This is a genomic window from Paenibacillus apiarius (genome assembly GCF_017052585.1).
In the GTDB taxonomy this organism is placed as follows: Bacteria; Bacillota; Bacilli; order Paenibacillales; family Paenibacillaceae; genus Paenibacillus_B; species Paenibacillus_B apiarius.
Map to the genome: position 1 here is coordinate 4,244,128 of NZ_JAFFHZ010000001.1, position 16,553 is coordinate 4,260,680.

Below are 16,553 nucleotides of genomic sequence, written 5' to 3' on the forward strand. Positions count from 1 at the left end.
CGGAGAACGATGGAAGCGGAAGCGGCAGATGCAGTGGGCAAGCAGGTGCGGGCGCTGGACAGTTCAACGGCGTTGTATGCGGTCATCGGCGATCCGATTAAGCATTCCAAATCGCCGCTCATGCATAACGCGGCTTTGAGAAGCATGAATGTGAACGGGATCTATGCCGCATTTCATGTGCTGCCGCATGAGCTGGAGCAGGCCGTGCAAGGAATTCGCGCGCTGGGCATCGGCGGAGTTAATGTGACGATTCCGCATAAAGAACGGGTCATGGCATATTTGGATGATATCGACGAAAGCGCGCAAGTCATTGGAGCGGTCAACACGATCGTCCGCCGGGGCGGGAAGCTTATCGGATATAATACGGATGGTCTCGGCTATGTGCGTTCCTTGAAGGAAGAGATGATGCCGGATCTTTCTGCGGCCCGGATTCTGTTAATCGGTTCCGGAGGGGCGGCGCGCGGAATTGCTTACGCGTTGTTGAAGGAAGGCTGTCAGGAGCTGAGCATTGCTAACCGGACGGTCGAAAGAGCGCAAGCGTTAGCCGACGATTTGTCCCCATACGGTCAGATACGGGTCGTGCCGTTGCTGGAAGCTCCGGACATCGATGCGGAGCAGGCCGATATCGTCATCAACACGACATCTGTCGGCATGCATCCGGATGTCGAAGCCATTCCTCTCAACCCGGATTGGCTGCAGGCGCATTTGATCGTGAGCGATATCGTCTACAATCCGCTCGACACCGCGCTCTTGCAAGCCGCGCGGCGGACAGGCTGCCGAACGCATAGCGGACTAGGAATGTTCGTCTATCAGGGCGCGATCGCATTTGAAATGTGGACAGGCAAGCAGGCTCCGGCGGAGCTGATGAGACGGGAAGTGCTGCGCACGCTATAATAACCTGTGGATGGCTCGTTCGGCATGTCAATGCCGGATTGGAAGATAACGAGGCGGCAGGTTGCTTCAAGTGCGAGTTCAAATGGTCCCTTTTCAAACAAGATCATCTTCATGAATTTCATACTAATAAGATACAGATAAGGCAGGTAAACATATGCTAACGGGTAAACAGAAACGTTATTTGCGATCTCTCGCTCATCATATACAGCCTATTTTTCAAGTAGGCAAGGGCGGCACGAACGATCAACTCATTCGCCACATTCAAGAAGCATTGGAAGTGCGCGAATTGATTAAAGTATCGATCCTGAACAATTGCTTGGACGATCGTTATGAAGTGGCGGAACAATTGTCTTCGCGTTCGGGTGCAGAGCTCGTGCAGGTTATCGGCAAGACGATTGTCCTGTACAAAGAGTCTGAAGAGAAAAAACAGATTGAACTGCCTTAATCGGCACAGGAGGCCTACCCATGAAACATATTGGCATCATGGGCGGTACGTTCGACCCGATACATCTGGGGCATCTGATCGCTGCGGAGTGTGCGCGGGAAGCGGCATTGCTGGATGAAGTGTGGTTCATGCCGGCAAGCGTTCCCCCGCATAAATCCCGCCAACCGGTGGCAGCCATTGAGCAGCGGTTTGAGATGACGAAGCTTGCGGTACAGGGGAATCCGTGCTTTCGTGTAAGTGATTGGGAGTATGCGCGCGGGGGAGTATCGTATACAGCCGATACGGTATCCGGCTTGCGGGAGACGCACCCGGGTGTGGAATGGTCGTGGATCATCGGAGGCGACATGGTCGCTTATTTGCCGCAATGGCATCGGATCGATGAGTTGATGGCCAGCATTTCTTTTGTCGGTCTCCGTCGCCCGGGAACGCCATGGCAATTGGATATGCTGCCCTCTGTGTGGCAAGAACGCATTACCCCTGCGGACATGCCGCAGATGGATATTTCATCCACGATGATTAGACAACGCCTTGCCGAGGGCAGATCCATTCGTTACTTGGTGCCGGATGCGGTTGAACATTATATTGCAAGGTGGGGTCTTTATGAATCAAGCACGGGAAAAAATGATTGAATCCGTCCAAGCCCAAATGCCGGAACAACGCTGGCAGCATACCCAAGGAGTAATGAATACGGCGATCCGGCTCGCGAACAAGTACGGAGCAGATCCGCTCAAGGCGGAACTCGCAGCCATTTTGCATGATGTAGCCAAATATTGGCCGACGGCTCGACTGGAAGAGATCATCCGCAAGCAGCATATGCCGCCGGAGCTGCTGCTGCATGACAAGCAGTTATGGCACGCTCCAGTAGGAGCATATGTCGCTCAGCATGAATACGGGATCGAAGACGAAGAAATACTGGATGCCATACGGTATCACACATCAGGACGCGTTCACATGACGCTGCTGGACAAGATCGTGTGCTTGGCGGATTACATAGAGCCCGGACGCGACTTTCCAGGCGTCGATCGCATACGCGAGCTGGCAGAGCGTGATGTGAACACGGCGCTCGTAGCGGGGTTTGATTCGACGGTGAGCTTCTTGCTTGCCAAGCGCCGGCGCGTCTTTCCCCTCACGATATTGGCAAGAAACAGTTTGATTGAAGAACTGGAACAAGAGCTTTCCCAATGAAATGGAGGTTGAACAATGGCAATCAGTGCAAAACAATTACTTGAAATCGCCGTGGACGCGGCTGAAGATAAAAAAGCGATGAATCTGGTCGTCCTTGATTTGCAAGGCATCTCTCTTATAGCGGACTACTTTGTCGTATGTCACGGGAATTCGGACACTCAGGTTCAAGCCATTACGAATGAAATCCGCAAGCGCGTGCATGAAGCGGGCGCTCACATTCGCGGCACGGAAGGCTTTGATTCCGCCCGTTGGGTTCTTTTGGACTTAGGCGATGTTATCGTGCATGTGTTCCATCGCGACGAACGGGAGTACTACAGCATCGAGAAGCTGTGGTCCGATGCGAAAGTTGTGGAAATGGCATGACCTTGATTGCGGGCAAGATTCAACAATTAACGGTTGCGCGTGAAGTTTCTCCGTACGGTTATTTTTTGACCGACGGCGAGCTGGATGTGCTGCTGCATTATTCGGAAATGACCGGATCGGTAAAGCCGGGCGAACAAGTGGAGGTATTTCTGTTTTTCGATACGGAAGACCGGCTGGCTGCCACGATGAAGCGCCCTTATTTGACGCTTGGCGAAGTCGCTTGTCTGAAGGTGGCTGACATCCATCCGAAATACGGCTGCTTCTTGGAAATGGGCATTGGCCGCCAGCTGCTGCTGCCGATGGGCGAGCTGCCGGATTACGAACCCCTGCATCCGCAGCTGGGTGATGATGTGTATGTCAAAATGGCTCATGACAAGTTTGGCCGCCTTGTCGCCCTGCCTGCGCGGGAGGATGATGTGCTCCCGCTCGTCTTTCATGCGCCGGAAGCATGGCTCAATACTTGGCATGAGGCGATTGTGTACCGTCCGCTGAAGATGGGGACGTTCTTCGTGGTCGACGGCGCTCCGATTGGCTTCGGCGTCATCGGCCTGCTGCACGAGTCTGAGCGCCTGCGGCCGCTTCGGCTTGGCGAACGGATTCGTGTGCGAATTACGCACGTGCGCGAGGACGGGCGTGTCAACGTCACGACCGCGGAACGCAAGGAAGTCGGGATGGATAAGGATGCGGATCGGTTGTTCCGCTTCCTGAAGGATCGTCCGAACGGAACGATGCCATACTCGGACGAGACGCCGGCCGATATCGTGAAGCAGCGCTTTAGCATGAGCAAATCCGCATTTAAGAGATCGATCGGGCGTTTGATGAAAGCGGGATTGATTAGCCAGAACGGAAGCTGGACGGAGCTGACCCAAGCAGGGAAGGATCTGGCCATGGACGAATTGGCGGGCGTGCTGCAGCAGGCGCAATCGGCGCCGCGCAAGCCAAGCCGCTAATGGAGGCTGTTCAAGTTTAAATGCAGGATTCGATGTGGGAATGAATGATCACTTGGGAATGCTTCGCGCTCAAATGGGAACGGATGAGGAAGGACGAGAGTTATGGAATCGTACGGCCGATTTGCCGAGGTATATGACCGCTTAATGGCGGATATGCCATATGAAGAGTGGACTGCATTCGCCGAAGAGGCATGGCGTCGATACGGAGGCGGGAAGCTGGAACGCGTTGTCGATCTCGGCTGCGGAACAGGCAATATCTCGTTGCCGTTGGCGGCCCAAGGCTACGAGGTTACCGGGATTGATCTGTCGGAGACGATGCTGGCCATTGCCCAGAACAAGACGGTTGCTCATCCTCCGCTGAAGGGGAACGTGCAATGGGTGTGCCAAGACATGCGCCGCTGGTCGGTCCCTGACTCCGTAGATGCGGTCGTGTCCTTTTGCGATTGCTTGAACTATATTACGGAGCAAAAGGAAGTCATGCAGGTGCTCCAATCGACATACGATCAATTGCGGCCAGGCGGAATGTTTTTGTTCGATGTGCTGTCTGTCCGCCTATTCGAAGAGTATGCAAATACGCAGCCCTTTGCCTATGATGAGGAAGATATCGCCTATATTTGGTTCTCCGATTTTGATGAGGGCCGCAAAGAGATTGAACATCAGTTGACGCTGTTCGTTCGCCAAGAGAATGGCGGGTTGTTTGAACGTGTGGATGAAGCCCACGTGCAGCGCGCCTATGATATTACGTGGCTTGCACAGTGTCTTAGAGATGCGGGCTTCAATCAGGTTGAGACGTTTGCCGATTTTACTTGGGAACAGCCGAGTGCGGACGCGCAGCGGATTTTCTTCGTTGCGGTGAAAGAAGAAGCAGCGAGCTCTTGATGTGATACACTTCCATTCGTTATTGAGAATGCTGAGACTGAAGGACGTTATCTGAGAATGGCGAGACTGCTGTAAGAAGCATAGTATCCTGATGCGACAAACGTTGACAATATGCGTTTTTTTCTTTATGATATAGCTACTTGCGACTGATCGCAGGCACATGCGTAATATTCGAATAAGTGTAGCAAAGACAACGAAGAGGATTAGTAGCTTATCGACCATCTGTCAGAGAGCCGGTGTTTGGTGGGAATCGGTGGTGGAAGAAGGTGAACTCGCCTTAGAGTCGCGCAGCGGAAGCGGAAGGGCTTATGCTGCGACGCGTCACCTGCGTTACAGGTGTAGAGGGAGTGAAGGGCAAAGCATGCCTTTCGCTAACTAGGGTGGTACCACGGGAATTATGCCTCTCGTCCCTAGCGATTAACGCTACGGACGAGGGGCTTTTTTACCATTAAGGGACTGTTCAAGTTCGAACCTGCATTATTGCTTAGGCACTTCAATGTGGTTTGCGCGTGCAGCCACATGGTGCATCATGAGGAGGCTAAGTATGAGTCAAGAAGTGAAACAACCGCACGGCTATCAGCCGCAATCCATCGAGCCGAAGTGGCAAGCGTACTGGGATGAGCAGAAGACGTTTGCGACGCTTGAAGATGAAGATAAACCGAAGTTCTACGCGCTCGATATGTTCCCGTATCCATCCGGCGCGGGCCTGCATGTAGGTCATCCGGAAGGGTATACAGCAACCGATATCGTCTCCCGTTATAAGCGGATGCAAGGATATAATGTGCTTCATCCGATGGCATGGGACGCCTTCGGACTGCCTGCCGAGCAGCATGCGCTCGATACGGGAGAGCATCCGCGCGACATTACGGTGAAGAATATCAACACCTTCCGCCGCCAAATCAAATCGCTCGGCTTCTCGTACGATTGGGACCGCGAATTCAGCACGACTGATCCCGATTATTACAAATGGACGCAATGGATTTTCATCCAGCTGTACAAGAAGGGGCTTGCATACGTCTCGGAGCTTCCGGTGAACTGGTGTCCTGCACTCGGCACGGTGCTGGCGAATGAAGAGGTTATCGACGGCAAGTCCGAACGCGGCGGCCATCCGGTCATCCGCAAGCCGATGCGTCAATGGGTGCTGCGAATTACGGAATACGCGGAACGGCTGCTGGAAGATTTGGAAGAGCTTGATTGGCCGGAAAGCATCAAAGACATGCAGCGCAATTGGATCGGCAAATCGAAAGGCGCGGAAGCGCGCTTTGCGATTGACGGATTCGAGGATGAACTCGTCGTCTTCACGACACGTCCCGATACGCTGTTCGGCGCGACCTATTGCGTGCTGGCGCCGGAGCACGAGCTCGTAGAGCGAATTACGACTCCGGAACAGCAAGCTGCCGTGAAGGCTTACCAAGAGCAAGCTGCGCGCAAGAGCGACCTGGAGCGCACGGACTTGGCGAAAGACAAGACCGGCGTGTTCACGGGCACATATGCGGTGAATCCGGCCAATGGAGCTAAGCTGCCTATCTGGATCGCAGACTATGTGCTTGCCGGTTACGGTACGGGAGCGATTATGGCCGTTCCAGGCCACGACCAACGGGACTGGGAATTCGCGAAGCAGTTCGAGCTTCCGATTGTGGAGGTCGTCGCAGGCGGCGACATCACGAAGGAAGTTTATTCCGGTGACGGCGCTCACGTCAATTCCGGCTTCTTGAACGGCTTGTCGAACGAGCAGGCGATGGCTCGCATGATTGAATGGCTGGAAGCGGAAGGCAAAGGGAAAGGCAAAGTCACGTACCGTTTGCGCGACTGGCTGTTCAGCCGTCAGCGCTACTGGGGCGAGCCGATTCCGATTCTTCATCTGGAAGACGGCACGATGAAGCCGGTACCGGAATCGGAACTGCCGGTCCTGCTGCCGGATATCGACCAGATCCGTCCTTCCGGGACGGGAGAATCGCCGCTTGCGAACGTGACCGAGTGGGTGAATACGGTCGATTCCGAGACGGGGCTCAAGGCGCGCCGCGAGACGAACACGATGCCGCAATGGGCGGGAAGCTGCTGGTATTACCTGCGCTTCATCGATCCGAAGAACGAGAACGAGATCTGTTCGAAGGAAAAGCTTGCGAAATGGCTGCCGGTGGACTTGTATATCGGAGGAGTGGAGCATGCGGTGCTTCATTTGCTCTATGCCCGTTTCTGGCACAAGGTGCTCTACGATCTCGGTGTCGTGGAAACGAAAGAACCATTCTATAAGCTGGTCAACCAAGGGATGATTCTCGGCACAAACGGCGAGAAAATGTCTAAATCCCGCGGCAACGTGATCAACCCGGACGATATTGTGAACGAGTTCGGCGGCGACACGCTCCGCATGTATGAAATGTTCATGGGGCCGCTGGAAGTGACCAAGCCTTGGAACACGAACGGCGTGGAAGGCATGTTCCGCTTCCTGAACCGGATCTGGCGCTTGTTTGTAAATGAAGAGGATCAATTGAACAGCAAAATCGTTGACGGGAACGCGAACGATGCATTTTTGCGCACATGGCACAAGACCGTGAAGAAAGTGACGGAAGACATGGAGAACTTGCGCTTCAACACGGCGATTAGCCAACTGATGATTTTCATCAACGAAGCGTATAAGACCGATGTTCTGCCGCGGCAGGCGATGGAGAATTTCGTGCAAATGCTGTCGCCGCTGGCGCCGCATATTGCCGAAGAGCTGTGGCAGCGTCTTGGCCATAAGGAATCGATTACGTACGTGTCATGGCCGACTTATGACGAAGCATTGACGGTGGATGCCGAGGTGGAAATCGTCATTCAAGTGAACGGCAAAATAGCGGAGCGCATGAAAGTAGCTGCCGATGCTGACGAAGCTGCAATGCAAGAAAAAGCGATGTCTCTGCAGAGCGTTCAAAATGCCATTGCTGGCAAGACCGTTCGCAAAGTCATCGCAGTAAAAGGCCGTCTCGTCAATATTGTGGTCGGTTAATTTCATGGTCGAAGAGTTGAGCGTGGACCTTCTCCAGGTCCTCCTCATATTTCGCATGGGTAACTCCAATGAGCTTCTGGAACACACCTTCCAGCTCATCATTTAACAGCCGCAGCGCCTCGGCGGTAATGCCGCCGGGGACCGCTACGCGCTGCTGCAGCTGCTCCAGCGTAAAGCCGCCCTCCGTTAACAGCTTGCCTGTTCCAAGCAACATTTCGCACGCCAGACGCGAAGCTTCTTCCCGATCAATGCCAGTTTCCTCGACGGCGGCGCCCACCCATTTCTGTAAGAAAAATGCAAGAAATGCCGGTCCGCAACTTGCCAAATCTGAAGTGATGCGGGTGAACTGCTCCGATACTTGCAGCGGGCGACTGATGGCCATCATCAATTGCTCCAGCAGCAGCCGATCCTCGGTCTGAATGCGGCTCCCATACATACATAGCGATGCCCCGCTCCATACATAATTCGTAATGCTCGGAATAATTTTTGCGATTTTACATTTTAAGCTGCTTTCCAAATGCTTGATCAGAACCGGGCTTGTGATGGATACAAGAATGAGCGCAGCATCCGCTGTCTCAGCGATTTCGTCCAGCACATGCTTGAATTCCGATGGCTTCACGCACAGGAAGACGATGTCGCTCTGTTCCACCGTCTCCGTATTGCTGAGTGCCACTTGAAGTCCGGGGTATTGAGAAGCAAGGTTGTGCACTTTTTGTATCGTACGGTTGCTGGCGATAATCTGCTCCGGTTCCAAGGCGCCCGATTGAATGAGTGCTTCAATGAGCGTTGAACCCATACTGCCCGTACCGATAAATCCGACCTTCACGGATGTTCCCTCCTTTGCTACACACTATTTGTTTAACGCTGTAAATCCACATCATACCATTAGCTTATGTTTCTTTACGTGCATGTACAAAAAGGTCACTTTTTGACGCCGAGAAGTACAATTCTTCGCGAGAAAACTACATCGGGACCGACAAAAGGAAAGCTTTTTGAGCAACTTCTTCAAATTATATGATGGATTGGTTGACCATTATACCCTTATCGTCATGTCGAAAGGAGTAGTAGCATGAAAGATTTCAAAATGCTGTGTTCTTCTTTTCTGTCGCGCTGGTTCATGGGAACCGGCATCGCAATTATCGGGTTAGCCGTATGTATGTGCCTATGGCTTAGACCGCAATGGGAACAAGAGACTGGGATATGGCAACCTGTTAATGATGAAATTGCCCAGTTGCTGGGCCCGTCCCAAGAGACAGAGCCGAATGAAGCGGATAAATCGGTGCCGGTCCGTACGAAGGCTGGCAAGGAAGGGCCGGACGAGCCCTCATCTTCGCCACAGTCTGCCAAGCCTGAGCTCAACGCATCCGCACGATCGGCAGATCCGGCTGCTTCATCCAGCCCGCGGGCTATCCACTCAACGCAGCAGACTGACGCAAGATCTTCCGAACTCACGGATTCCCATAGAGCCGGTTCGGGGAACTTAATAAATATCAATCAAGCCGATGCTAATCTGCTGACAGAGCTGCCGGGGATTGGACCGAGCAAGGCGAAGGCGATTATCGCTTACCGCGAGCAGCATGGACCTTTTAACAAAGTGAGCGACGTAACAAAAGTAAAAGGCATCGGCCCCAAAATGTTTGCCAAGCTGCGCGGCAAAATAAGTGTCGAGTAAGGAGCGGCAGTTGCATATCCGGGCAGGCCTGCTTACAATATAGGGTACAAACACATGAGAACCAAGGCAGAACGAGACAGGGGATTGTGATGACATGACAACGACAACGCGCAAAGATTGGGACACTTACTTCATGGACATTGCGTATATGGTTTCTACACGTTCGCGCTGTCCGAGACGGCATGTCGGCGCAGTGCTTGTGCAAGGAAAGAAGCTGCTCGGCACAGCTTACAACGGGGCGCCTATGGGCGTTCCAGATTGCAGTGAAGCGGGCTGTATGATTGCGGAGCAATATGAAAAGGTCATCGTAGACGGCCAGGAGCAAATGGTGAAAAAGCAGCGCTGTATCCGCACGATTCACGCAGAACAGAATTTGCTGCTGTTCACAGATCGGATTGATAGAGAAGGCTCTACCGTATACGTGACCGATCAACCGTGCTGGACATGCGCCAATATGCTGGCCAACAGCGGCGTAACTGAAATTGTGTTTCACCGTCCATATCCGAAGGACAGCGACAAGGTGAAGGCAATGATGGCTCAGAAGGGAATCATATTCCGGCAATTGGACCATTATCAGCCGCCGCGCGAGACGGAGATGGAAACGATAAATTAATGATAGTGGTCGTTCAAAAAGGACTTTTGAACAATCAGCAATAGCATTGATGATGGAGGAAGAACCTCTATGCTGCGATGAACATCGGTTCGTTGACTATGGTTGACGGAGCGGTAAGACATCGGCATGGAGGTTCTTTTTTTTTGTAAAAAGAACAGGAGGCTTGAAATGCTGCAACGACGACCAATCGTGGTCATGGCATGCTGCTTCGTAATCGGCATTCACTTCGGCGCTGCGTTACATGCAGGTGCGGCGCTCACCGCAGCGCTTGGCTTGGTGCTGCTGCTGCCGTTATGCTGCCGATTGCAGTGGTGTGGCTGCAGACATGCTGTGCTCTATGCGCTGACGCTGCTGCTGGCCGTCACCTATTTCATTTGGTTCGTACAGCTTGACCGCAGCTATTGGCCAGTGCCCCAAGGCGAAGACGCCCCTATGGAAGACCAAGCCGCTGTATGGAACGGCTTCATCTCTTCACCGGTCGAACGGGACGGTGATCGCGTACAATTTCATTTCATGTCCACAGATTGGAAAGCGGCGGAAATAAGTGAGCCTGCGCCTGTGCGAGAGAAGCTTCTCGTTCAAGTGCGGTTAACCGTGAAAGAGGAGATCGAAGCCGCCGCGCAATGGAAAAGAGGCCAAAGGCTGCAAATTGCCGGCACAATGAGCATGCCTGGCGAAGCGGAGAATTTTGGCGCCTTCAACTATCGCGATTATTTGCGGACGGCACGCATTCACTGGATCGTTAAAGTAAACGGCGCGGGACAAGTAACTGATGCAGCTTCCACGGCAACGATCTCCTCCTGGGATAGTCAGTGGGCGGTCCAGAAAATGTTGGCGCACATAGACGGCATCAGAGCTGCATTATCCGGACTATTGCACCGGCTGTATGAACAGCCCCATAGCGGATATGTGCAAGGATTGATTCTGGGCAGCCGCAGCGAACTGGACCCGAATACGTATCAGCAGTTCTCAGAACTGGGATTGACCCATGTGCTTGCCATTTCCGGGCTGCATGTCGGTGTGTTCGTAGGCGCGCTGCTCGGTTTATTCCGTCTGATGAGAATGACCAAGGAGACAAGCATTGCAGCGGTGCTATGGCTCATTCCAGTCTACGTGCTGCTTACCGGAGCAGCGGCTTCAGCAGTGAGGGCGGGAATCATGTCTATGACGGCGCTATATGGACTGCGCAAGGGATGGCTCAAGGATGGCCTGCACATCTTGTCGGCAGCCCTGCTGCTCATGCTTCTATGGCAGCCGCACTATGCCCTCCAAGCCGGCTTTCAGCTGTCCTTCATTGTAACAGCAGGTCTTATCATATTCGTCCCGCGCGTGGCGCGTCTGTTTCCGGCTTGGCCGGGCTGGCTTGCTTCATCTATATCCGTGACGCTCGTGGCACAAGCTGTATCATTTCCGATAACGGTTTATTATTTCAACCAATTCTCGCTGTTATCCTTCGGCGCCAACTTCATGCTCGTGCCATTCATAAGCATGGGCGTGCTTCCGCTTGGGACGATTTCATTGCTTGCAGGCGCCATCTATGAACCGTTAGCCCGGCCAATCGCCTGGATTGTGAAGCGGATGAACGAGCTGACATTTACCGTCGTCCATCGCTTGAGCCAAATCGAAGGGACGACGGTCATATGGCCGTCGCCGCATATATGGTGGATTGTTGCCTATTACGCCAGCCTGAGCTTGCTTATCTTGTCTCTGAGCCGCTGGGTTAACACCTATCGGCTCCAACGCCGCCTCCACGGCCATATCCGCACCGCTTCAGAAGATACACAGCCATTAGATTCGTTTATTATACTGCGTACGGATGTATCGCGATTCGCGGTATCCGGCCTGATTGGCGCCGCGTGTCTGTTCGGTTCGCTTATTTATGCGGGATATCATAAGGAACGTTCTTCGGATGCCGTGATCAGTATAATTGATGTGGGCCAAGGCGACAGTATTCTCATTACGACGGCAACCGGACGCCACATCTTGATTGACGGCGGGGGAACCGTAAATTTCCGCAAGCCGGCGGACCGCTGGCGGGAGCGCCGGGTACCGTTTGAGGTGGGGGAGAAGGTCGTCGTGCCCTTGTTGAAGCAGCGTGGCATAAGAAGCTTGGATGCCGTCGTGCTGACGCATGCCGATCAGGACCATGCAGGGGGCCTGCAGGCGGTGCTGGAGCATATACCGACGAAGCGGTTCATCATGAATGGCACATGGAAGCCGTCCGCTTCGATGGAATCGCTCTACCGCACGGCGCTGCAGAAACAAATACCAATCATAAAGTGGAGCCGAGGAGATTCCTGGCTGCTTGATGCATGGACGCAAATCAAGGTACTGTATCCCGAAGCGTCGCCCGCACAGAACCATATCTCGTTATCGGACCGGCAGAACGATTCGTCTATCGTTTTGCATGTGACTTTAACGCATCCGCGCAGCAAGAAACAGACGTCTATTCTGTTGACCGGAGATCTGGAGGCAGATGGAGAGCGGATGATGCTTATGAGTGCGGAGATGCAGGAATTCCTGCCGGTCGATATATTGAAGGTTGCGCATCATGGGAGCAAAACTTCGACGACTCCCGAGTGGCTGCAAGCGTGGCGGCCTCGACTTGCCGTAATTTCCGCAGGCCGCAACAATCGTTACGGTCATCCGCATCCGCTCGTGCTGGAGACGCTGTCGCGTGCGGAGGTTCCGGTGCTGCGCACGGATTGGAACGGCGAAGTTCAGTTTAAGTTGACGCGCAGCGGATTGAAGGTACGCAAAAAGCATGATAGGATATTTCCATAGTATTTTTATAAAGCACGTCGTCTGGCGTGCTTTTCTTCATTCAATTTTTGGATCCGCCTGAATTGAAGCATCTTACAATGAAATCGAGTTGAATTTTTGCTATGCTAGGAATGACTTTCTGCTGTTTATACGAGGATGATAGATTATTCTACAAACTGGAATCGGATGAACTGCAACCATTTGCGTCGTCAACACGTCAATGGATATGCAAGAGAGGGGGATCAAGGTGGTAGAGCCAGAACTCATACGAGCCGCCCAATCCGGCGATCGCGACGCTCTAATCACTCTTTTGCGCGAAATCGAGCAATACGTGTATCGTACCGCTTATTATGTTCTGAATAATGAGCAGGATGCACTGGACGCGTCCCAAGAAGCTTTAATCCGGATTTATACGAAAATTCAATCTTATGAGGAAAAGGCCCAATTCAAGACATGGGTACAACGGATCGTCACGAATATTTGCATTGACAAATTTCGCCGAACCCGGCCAACTGTATCCATCGATGAGCATAACCTCGTATTTCTTGGGGATCAGAGTGTAGAGAGAGAAGTTTTATCCGCATATGCGGCTCAAGATATACGTGCTGCGATTGACCGGCTGCCTGAACATCATCGAGCTGTCGTCGTCCTGCGGTATCTGCAAGATTTCTCCTACAATGAAATAGCGGAAAGTATGAATTTGCCGCTTAACACGGTGAAATCTTATTTATTCCGTGCCCGACAACAGCTGCAGACGATGCTGCAAGATTATGAGAAAGGTGGTGTGCGAGGATGAACTGTTCAGAGGTGATGGAGCTGATACAACGCAAATTGGATCATGATCTGGATGCATCGGAAAAAAACCTGCTGGCAGATCATGTAAGCCGTTGCCCCGCCTGCGCTGAAATGACCCAACGATTGCAACAACTGCACGAAGAACTGGCCCAACTTCCTAAGGTCACTCCACGATTTAGCCTGGTCGATGCGATTATGCCGAAGTTGGATCAGATTGATATGGAGCTGCAGCAGGTGGCTGCGGTCGCTGTCGCTCCGCTGGCCCGATATGAACAACCCGCTTCCACGGCAGAACAGGGGCATGATCCAGCCGTTCGGGAGAAGCAAGTACATGGGGAACCTGGTGCTGCGCCAGAGCGCAAGCGTTGGTTCGGACGGATGAATTGGCGTGCGGCAAGCGCAGTAATCGCTGCGGGAGTTGTGTTCGGTCTATTTGTGATTACATTTAAACCGCCGATGTCGGAGCAAGCTGGAGATTTCCCGGAGATGAATTCTCAACAACAAGCGCCCTCTTCCAGCGATTCCGCTGATTCTACAAATATGACGGCCAGTCCGACGAATGAGCGCGCGACGCCGGAGCCGAAGATGCAGGAGCCGCGCGAGCCGGAGGATAGAGCGGTCGCGGGGGGGCAGACGCCCGATGACAGCGTCGCCGCTGAGAAGAAGGAAGTGACCGCTCCGAAGAAAGACAGAAAGAACATCGGCAACGACAAGCCCGCGAAGACTCCCTTGAAGGAAGAACCGTCCAAAAAACAGCCCGAAGCTCCAAATGAACCATCCCCGTTCAGCAACTCGGCCGGGCAAGATGCGCATAAAGGGATTGCAGGCAATCTGCCGCAGGATAAGCACATACCGGCTGATGAGGAACAAGAGGTTAAAGGAGTCGGAGAGACGACGAGTCCCGATCCGAATCATATAACGAAAGAGCGTGACGGTAACTCCATGAACTTCATGATGAAGGAGTCGATGGAAGCAACGTCGCCGGATGGCAAATGGATGGTGCTGTGGGAGAACGGACAACTGGTTCTGTACAAAGTAGCGGATCAGCAACAGAGTAAAGTCCATACGCTTGCTTTTGCCGACACGCCAACCGAAATATTATGGTCCTCCGACAGCAAGAGCATTGGAGTCAAAACGGTGGCAGAAGACGGCACCGCTCAAGAGAGCAAATACGCCGTGCAGCAGGATAGTTTGGTGCCTGCTTCTGAGGTAGGGGCAAAATCGGAATCAGAGCCGGATGTGATTCAGGGTACAGTCCAAGAGGCGCCTTGATCTACGAAAATGTTTCAAATCATGCACACAATTCATGCTGCTTACGTATAGTATTGTACAATTGCCAAAAGCAATGGCGTTCCCGTACGTCGTATGACCGTGTTGCAGGGAGTTTCTAGAGCTCTTCTGCGGACGTTTATCATAGATGTTAGGGGACAGAGGGACTTCGTAATCTTGTTCAAGATTGCGCAAGTCCCTTTGTTTTTGCGGCAAAATTTGCTATGATGAGGTTCGGAAATGTGAGGGGAGGCATCGCGGTGGATATAAAGGCTGCCATGAAGGAAATTCAGCGGGGCAACCCGCGTTCTATATATGTGCTGTACGGGACGGAGAAATATCGAATGCAGGAGTTTGTTCAATTCCTTGTCCAACATACGGTAGAAGAAGAGAACCGCGAATTGGCCGTGACGAAAATGGACACCGGAGAATCTCCGATTGAGTTGGTGATTGAAGAAGCGGAGACGCTTCCGTTTCTAGTATCGCGCAAATGTATTCTAGTAAAGGATCAGAGTATTTTCGCGTCGGGCAAGGACGGTAAAATCGATCATCGCACAGACCGGCTGCTCGAATATATGGATCAACCGATGGAAACGAGCATCATGGTGTTCCTCGTGCAGGCGGACAAACTCGACGAACGGAAAAAGACGGTCAAAAAAGCGAAGGCCGAGGGGGCCGTCCTCCCGTTTCTGCCTTTAAGCGCGGAAGAATTGGTGCGGTGGGTAAAAAAGCAAATCGAGAACAATCAATGCTCAATAGCAGACGATGCGGTCGAAGCTCTGATTAACAGTGCCGGCACTAATTTGCAGTCGCTATCCGCAGAAATAGAAAAGTGTTGTCTGTTTGCCGGGACGGGCGGCATGATCGACGTGCCAACCGTGGATCGCCTCATTGCTAAAAATACGGAGCAAAATGTGTTTCAGCTCGTGGAGGATATTGTGCGGCGGCGTGCCGATCGCGCGCTTGCCACCTTATATGAGCTGCTGAAGCAGAAGGAAGAGCCGATTAAAATTATGGCGCTGATTGTGCGCCAGTTGCGAATGATGATGCAGGTCAAAGAATTGACGAATCAGAGCTTCAGCCAGCAGCAGGCGGCTTCCCAACTTGGGTTGCACCCGTACGCGGTCAAGATGGCCGCAGAACAAGCCCGGCAATATGATATATCGGTGTTATCGAATTGGATTGCGGAAGCGGCTGAGCTTGACTATGAGATGAAGTCGGGACGCGTGGAGAAGGCGCTTGGCTTGGAGTTGTTCATTATGCGGATAACCGCCGGAGTAACCGGCCAGATGAAAGAAGCCCGAAGATAGACGCAGATGCGTTTATCCTCGGGCTTCTTCGCTTTAAGCTAAGTATGAAAGGCTCGGGCTTACGCTTGTGCAAGCAGAGCGTTCAATTTTTGTGCCAAGCGAGACTTTTTGCGGGCAGCCGCATTTTTGTGGATTAAGCCTTTAGTCACAGCCTTATCCAATTTCTTAGAAGCCAAAGCGACAGCTGCTTGAGCTGTTTCAGCTTCGTTGTTCGCCAAAGAGATGTCAGCTGCTTTCACAGCTGTGCGAAGTGCAGATTTTTGGGAAGCGTTCAACAGACGACGCTTGTCGTTCGTTTTTACGCGTTTAACAGCGGATTTAATGTTTGGCATTGCTTTCACCTCCGTTGCATCGTAGTGCGACAACAGAATCAATTTCCATAGGATGTGTAAAGAAATAGATTCACAACTTAAAGTATTCTATCACGAC

Annotated in this window: 16 protein-coding genes and 1 other annotated feature; of the genes, 14 read left to right on the forward strand and 2 right to left on the reverse strand. The window is 52.6% G+C overall.

Going from position 1 to position 16,553, the window contains the following annotated elements; translation table 11 throughout:
- Nucleotides 1–9 precede the first annotated feature (9 nt).
- The 8 genes from aroE (at nucleotide 10) to leuS (ending at nucleotide 7,702) form a co-directional block, all read left to right on the forward strand.
- Nucleotides 10–894 carry a shikimate dehydrogenase gene (gene aroE / locus JSQ80_RS18975; RefSeq protein WP_206096328.1) on the forward strand — a complete coding sequence of 295 codons (885 nt, stop codon included), beginning with the start codon at nucleotides 10–12 and terminating at the stop codon, nucleotides 892–894.
- Between the two features lie 154 nt (nucleotides 895–1,048).
- Nucleotides 1,049–1,339: a ribosome assembly RNA-binding protein YhbY gene (gene yhbY / locus JSQ80_RS18980; protein ID WP_087432532.1), complete on the forward strand. Its 291-nt coding sequence runs from the start codon at nucleotides 1,049–1,051 to the stop codon at nucleotides 1,337–1,339.
- A 20-nt stretch (nucleotides 1,340–1,359) separates the two neighbouring features.
- Nucleotides 1,360–1,968 (forward strand): nicotinate-nucleotide adenylyltransferase, encoded by a 609-nt coding sequence (gene nadD / locus JSQ80_RS18985; RefSeq protein ID WP_206096329.1) that lies wholly within the window; start codon nucleotides 1,360–1,362, stop codon nucleotides 1,966–1,968.
- Complete coding sequence (yqeK, locus tag JSQ80_RS18990; protein ID WP_206096330.1) at nucleotides 1,940–2,524, forward strand: bis(5'-nucleosyl)-tetraphosphatase (symmetrical) YqeK; 585 nt, start codon at nucleotides 1,940–1,942, stop codon at nucleotides 2,522–2,524. The genes nadD and yqeK overlap by 29 nt, the downstream gene beginning before the upstream one ends.
- A gap of 15 nt (nucleotides 2,525–2,539) precedes the next feature.
- Nucleotides 2,540–2,887 (forward strand): ribosome silencing factor, encoded by a 348-nt coding sequence (gene rsfS / locus JSQ80_RS18995; protein WP_206096331.1) that lies wholly within the window; start codon nucleotides 2,540–2,542, stop codon nucleotides 2,885–2,887.
- Entirely contained in the window at nucleotides 2,884–3,837 is a 954-nt protein-coding gene (locus JSQ80_RS19000; RefSeq protein ID WP_206096332.1) for a CvfB family protein, read from the forward strand. The genes rsfS and JSQ80_RS19000 overlap by 4 nt, the downstream gene beginning before the upstream one ends.
- 102 nt (nucleotides 3,838–3,939) lie before the next feature.
- Entirely contained in the window at nucleotides 3,940–4,716 is a 777-nt protein-coding gene (locus tag JSQ80_RS19005) for a class I SAM-dependent DNA methyltransferase (protein ID WP_206096333.1), read from the forward strand.
- A 184-nt stretch (nucleotides 4,717–4,900) separates the two neighbouring features.
- Nucleotides 4,901–5,131, forward strand: a binding site (T-box leader).
- A gap of 129 nt (nucleotides 5,132–5,260) precedes the next feature.
- A complete protein-coding gene (leuS, locus tag JSQ80_RS19010; RefSeq protein WP_206096334.1) occupies nucleotides 5,261–7,702 on the forward strand; it encodes a leucine--tRNA ligase in 2,442 nt (813 codons plus the stop codon).
- Here the strand turns inward: leuS and comER are convergent.
- The gene (comER, locus tag JSQ80_RS19015; RefSeq protein WP_206096335.1) at nucleotides 7,683–8,528 is read right to left on the reverse strand and encodes a late competence protein ComER; all 846 of its coding nucleotides are present in this window, start codon (nucleotides 8,526–8,528) and stop codon (nucleotides 7,683–7,685) included. The two genes, leuS and comER, sit on opposite strands and share 20 nt — an antisense overlap.
- 243 nt (nucleotides 8,529–8,771) lie before the next feature.
- Between comER and JSQ80_RS19020 the strand changes: the two genes are divergently transcribed.
- The 6 genes from JSQ80_RS19020 (at nucleotide 8,772) to holA (ending at nucleotide 16,124) form a co-directional block, all read left to right on the forward strand.
- The gene (locus JSQ80_RS19020) at nucleotides 8,772–9,374 is read left to right on the forward strand and encodes a ComEA family DNA-binding protein (RefSeq protein ID WP_206096336.1); all 603 of its coding nucleotides are present in this window, start codon (nucleotides 8,772–8,774) and stop codon (nucleotides 9,372–9,374) included.
- 94 nt (nucleotides 9,375–9,468) lie between these two features.
- Entirely contained in the window at nucleotides 9,469–9,987 is a 519-nt protein-coding gene (locus JSQ80_RS19025) for a deoxycytidylate deaminase (protein ID WP_087432541.1), read from the forward strand.
- 168 nt (nucleotides 9,988–10,155) lie between these two features.
- A complete protein-coding gene (locus JSQ80_RS19030) occupies nucleotides 10,156–12,771 on the forward strand; it encodes a ComEC/Rec2 family competence protein (RefSeq protein ID WP_206096337.1) in 2,616 nt (871 codons plus the stop codon).
- 226 nt (nucleotides 12,772–12,997) lie between these two features.
- Nucleotides 12,998–13,546 carry an RNA polymerase sigma factor gene (locus JSQ80_RS19035; RefSeq protein ID WP_087432543.1) on the forward strand — a complete coding sequence of 183 codons (549 nt, stop codon included), beginning with the start codon at nucleotides 12,998–13,000 and terminating at the stop codon, nucleotides 13,544–13,546.
- Nucleotides 13,543–14,817, forward strand: a complete 1,275-nt coding sequence (locus tag JSQ80_RS19040; RefSeq protein ID WP_206096338.1) for an anti-sigma factor family protein — start codon at nucleotides 13,543–13,545, stop codon at nucleotides 14,815–14,817. The genes JSQ80_RS19035 and JSQ80_RS19040 overlap by 4 nt, the downstream gene beginning before the upstream one ends.
- A gap of 257 nt (nucleotides 14,818–15,074) precedes the next feature.
- Nucleotides 15,075–16,124, forward strand: a complete 1,050-nt coding sequence (gene holA / locus JSQ80_RS19045) for a DNA polymerase III subunit delta (RefSeq protein WP_087432545.1) — start codon at nucleotides 15,075–15,077, stop codon at nucleotides 16,122–16,124.
- A 59-nt stretch (nucleotides 16,125–16,183) separates the two neighbouring features.
- Here holA and rpsT read toward each other — a convergent pair whose 3' ends face one another.
- On the reverse strand, nucleotides 16,184–16,456 hold the full coding sequence (gene rpsT / locus JSQ80_RS19050; protein WP_087432546.1) for a 30S ribosomal protein S20: 273 nt from the start codon (nucleotides 16,454–16,456) through the stop codon (nucleotides 16,184–16,186).
- Nucleotides 16,457–16,553 lie beyond the last annotated feature (97 nt).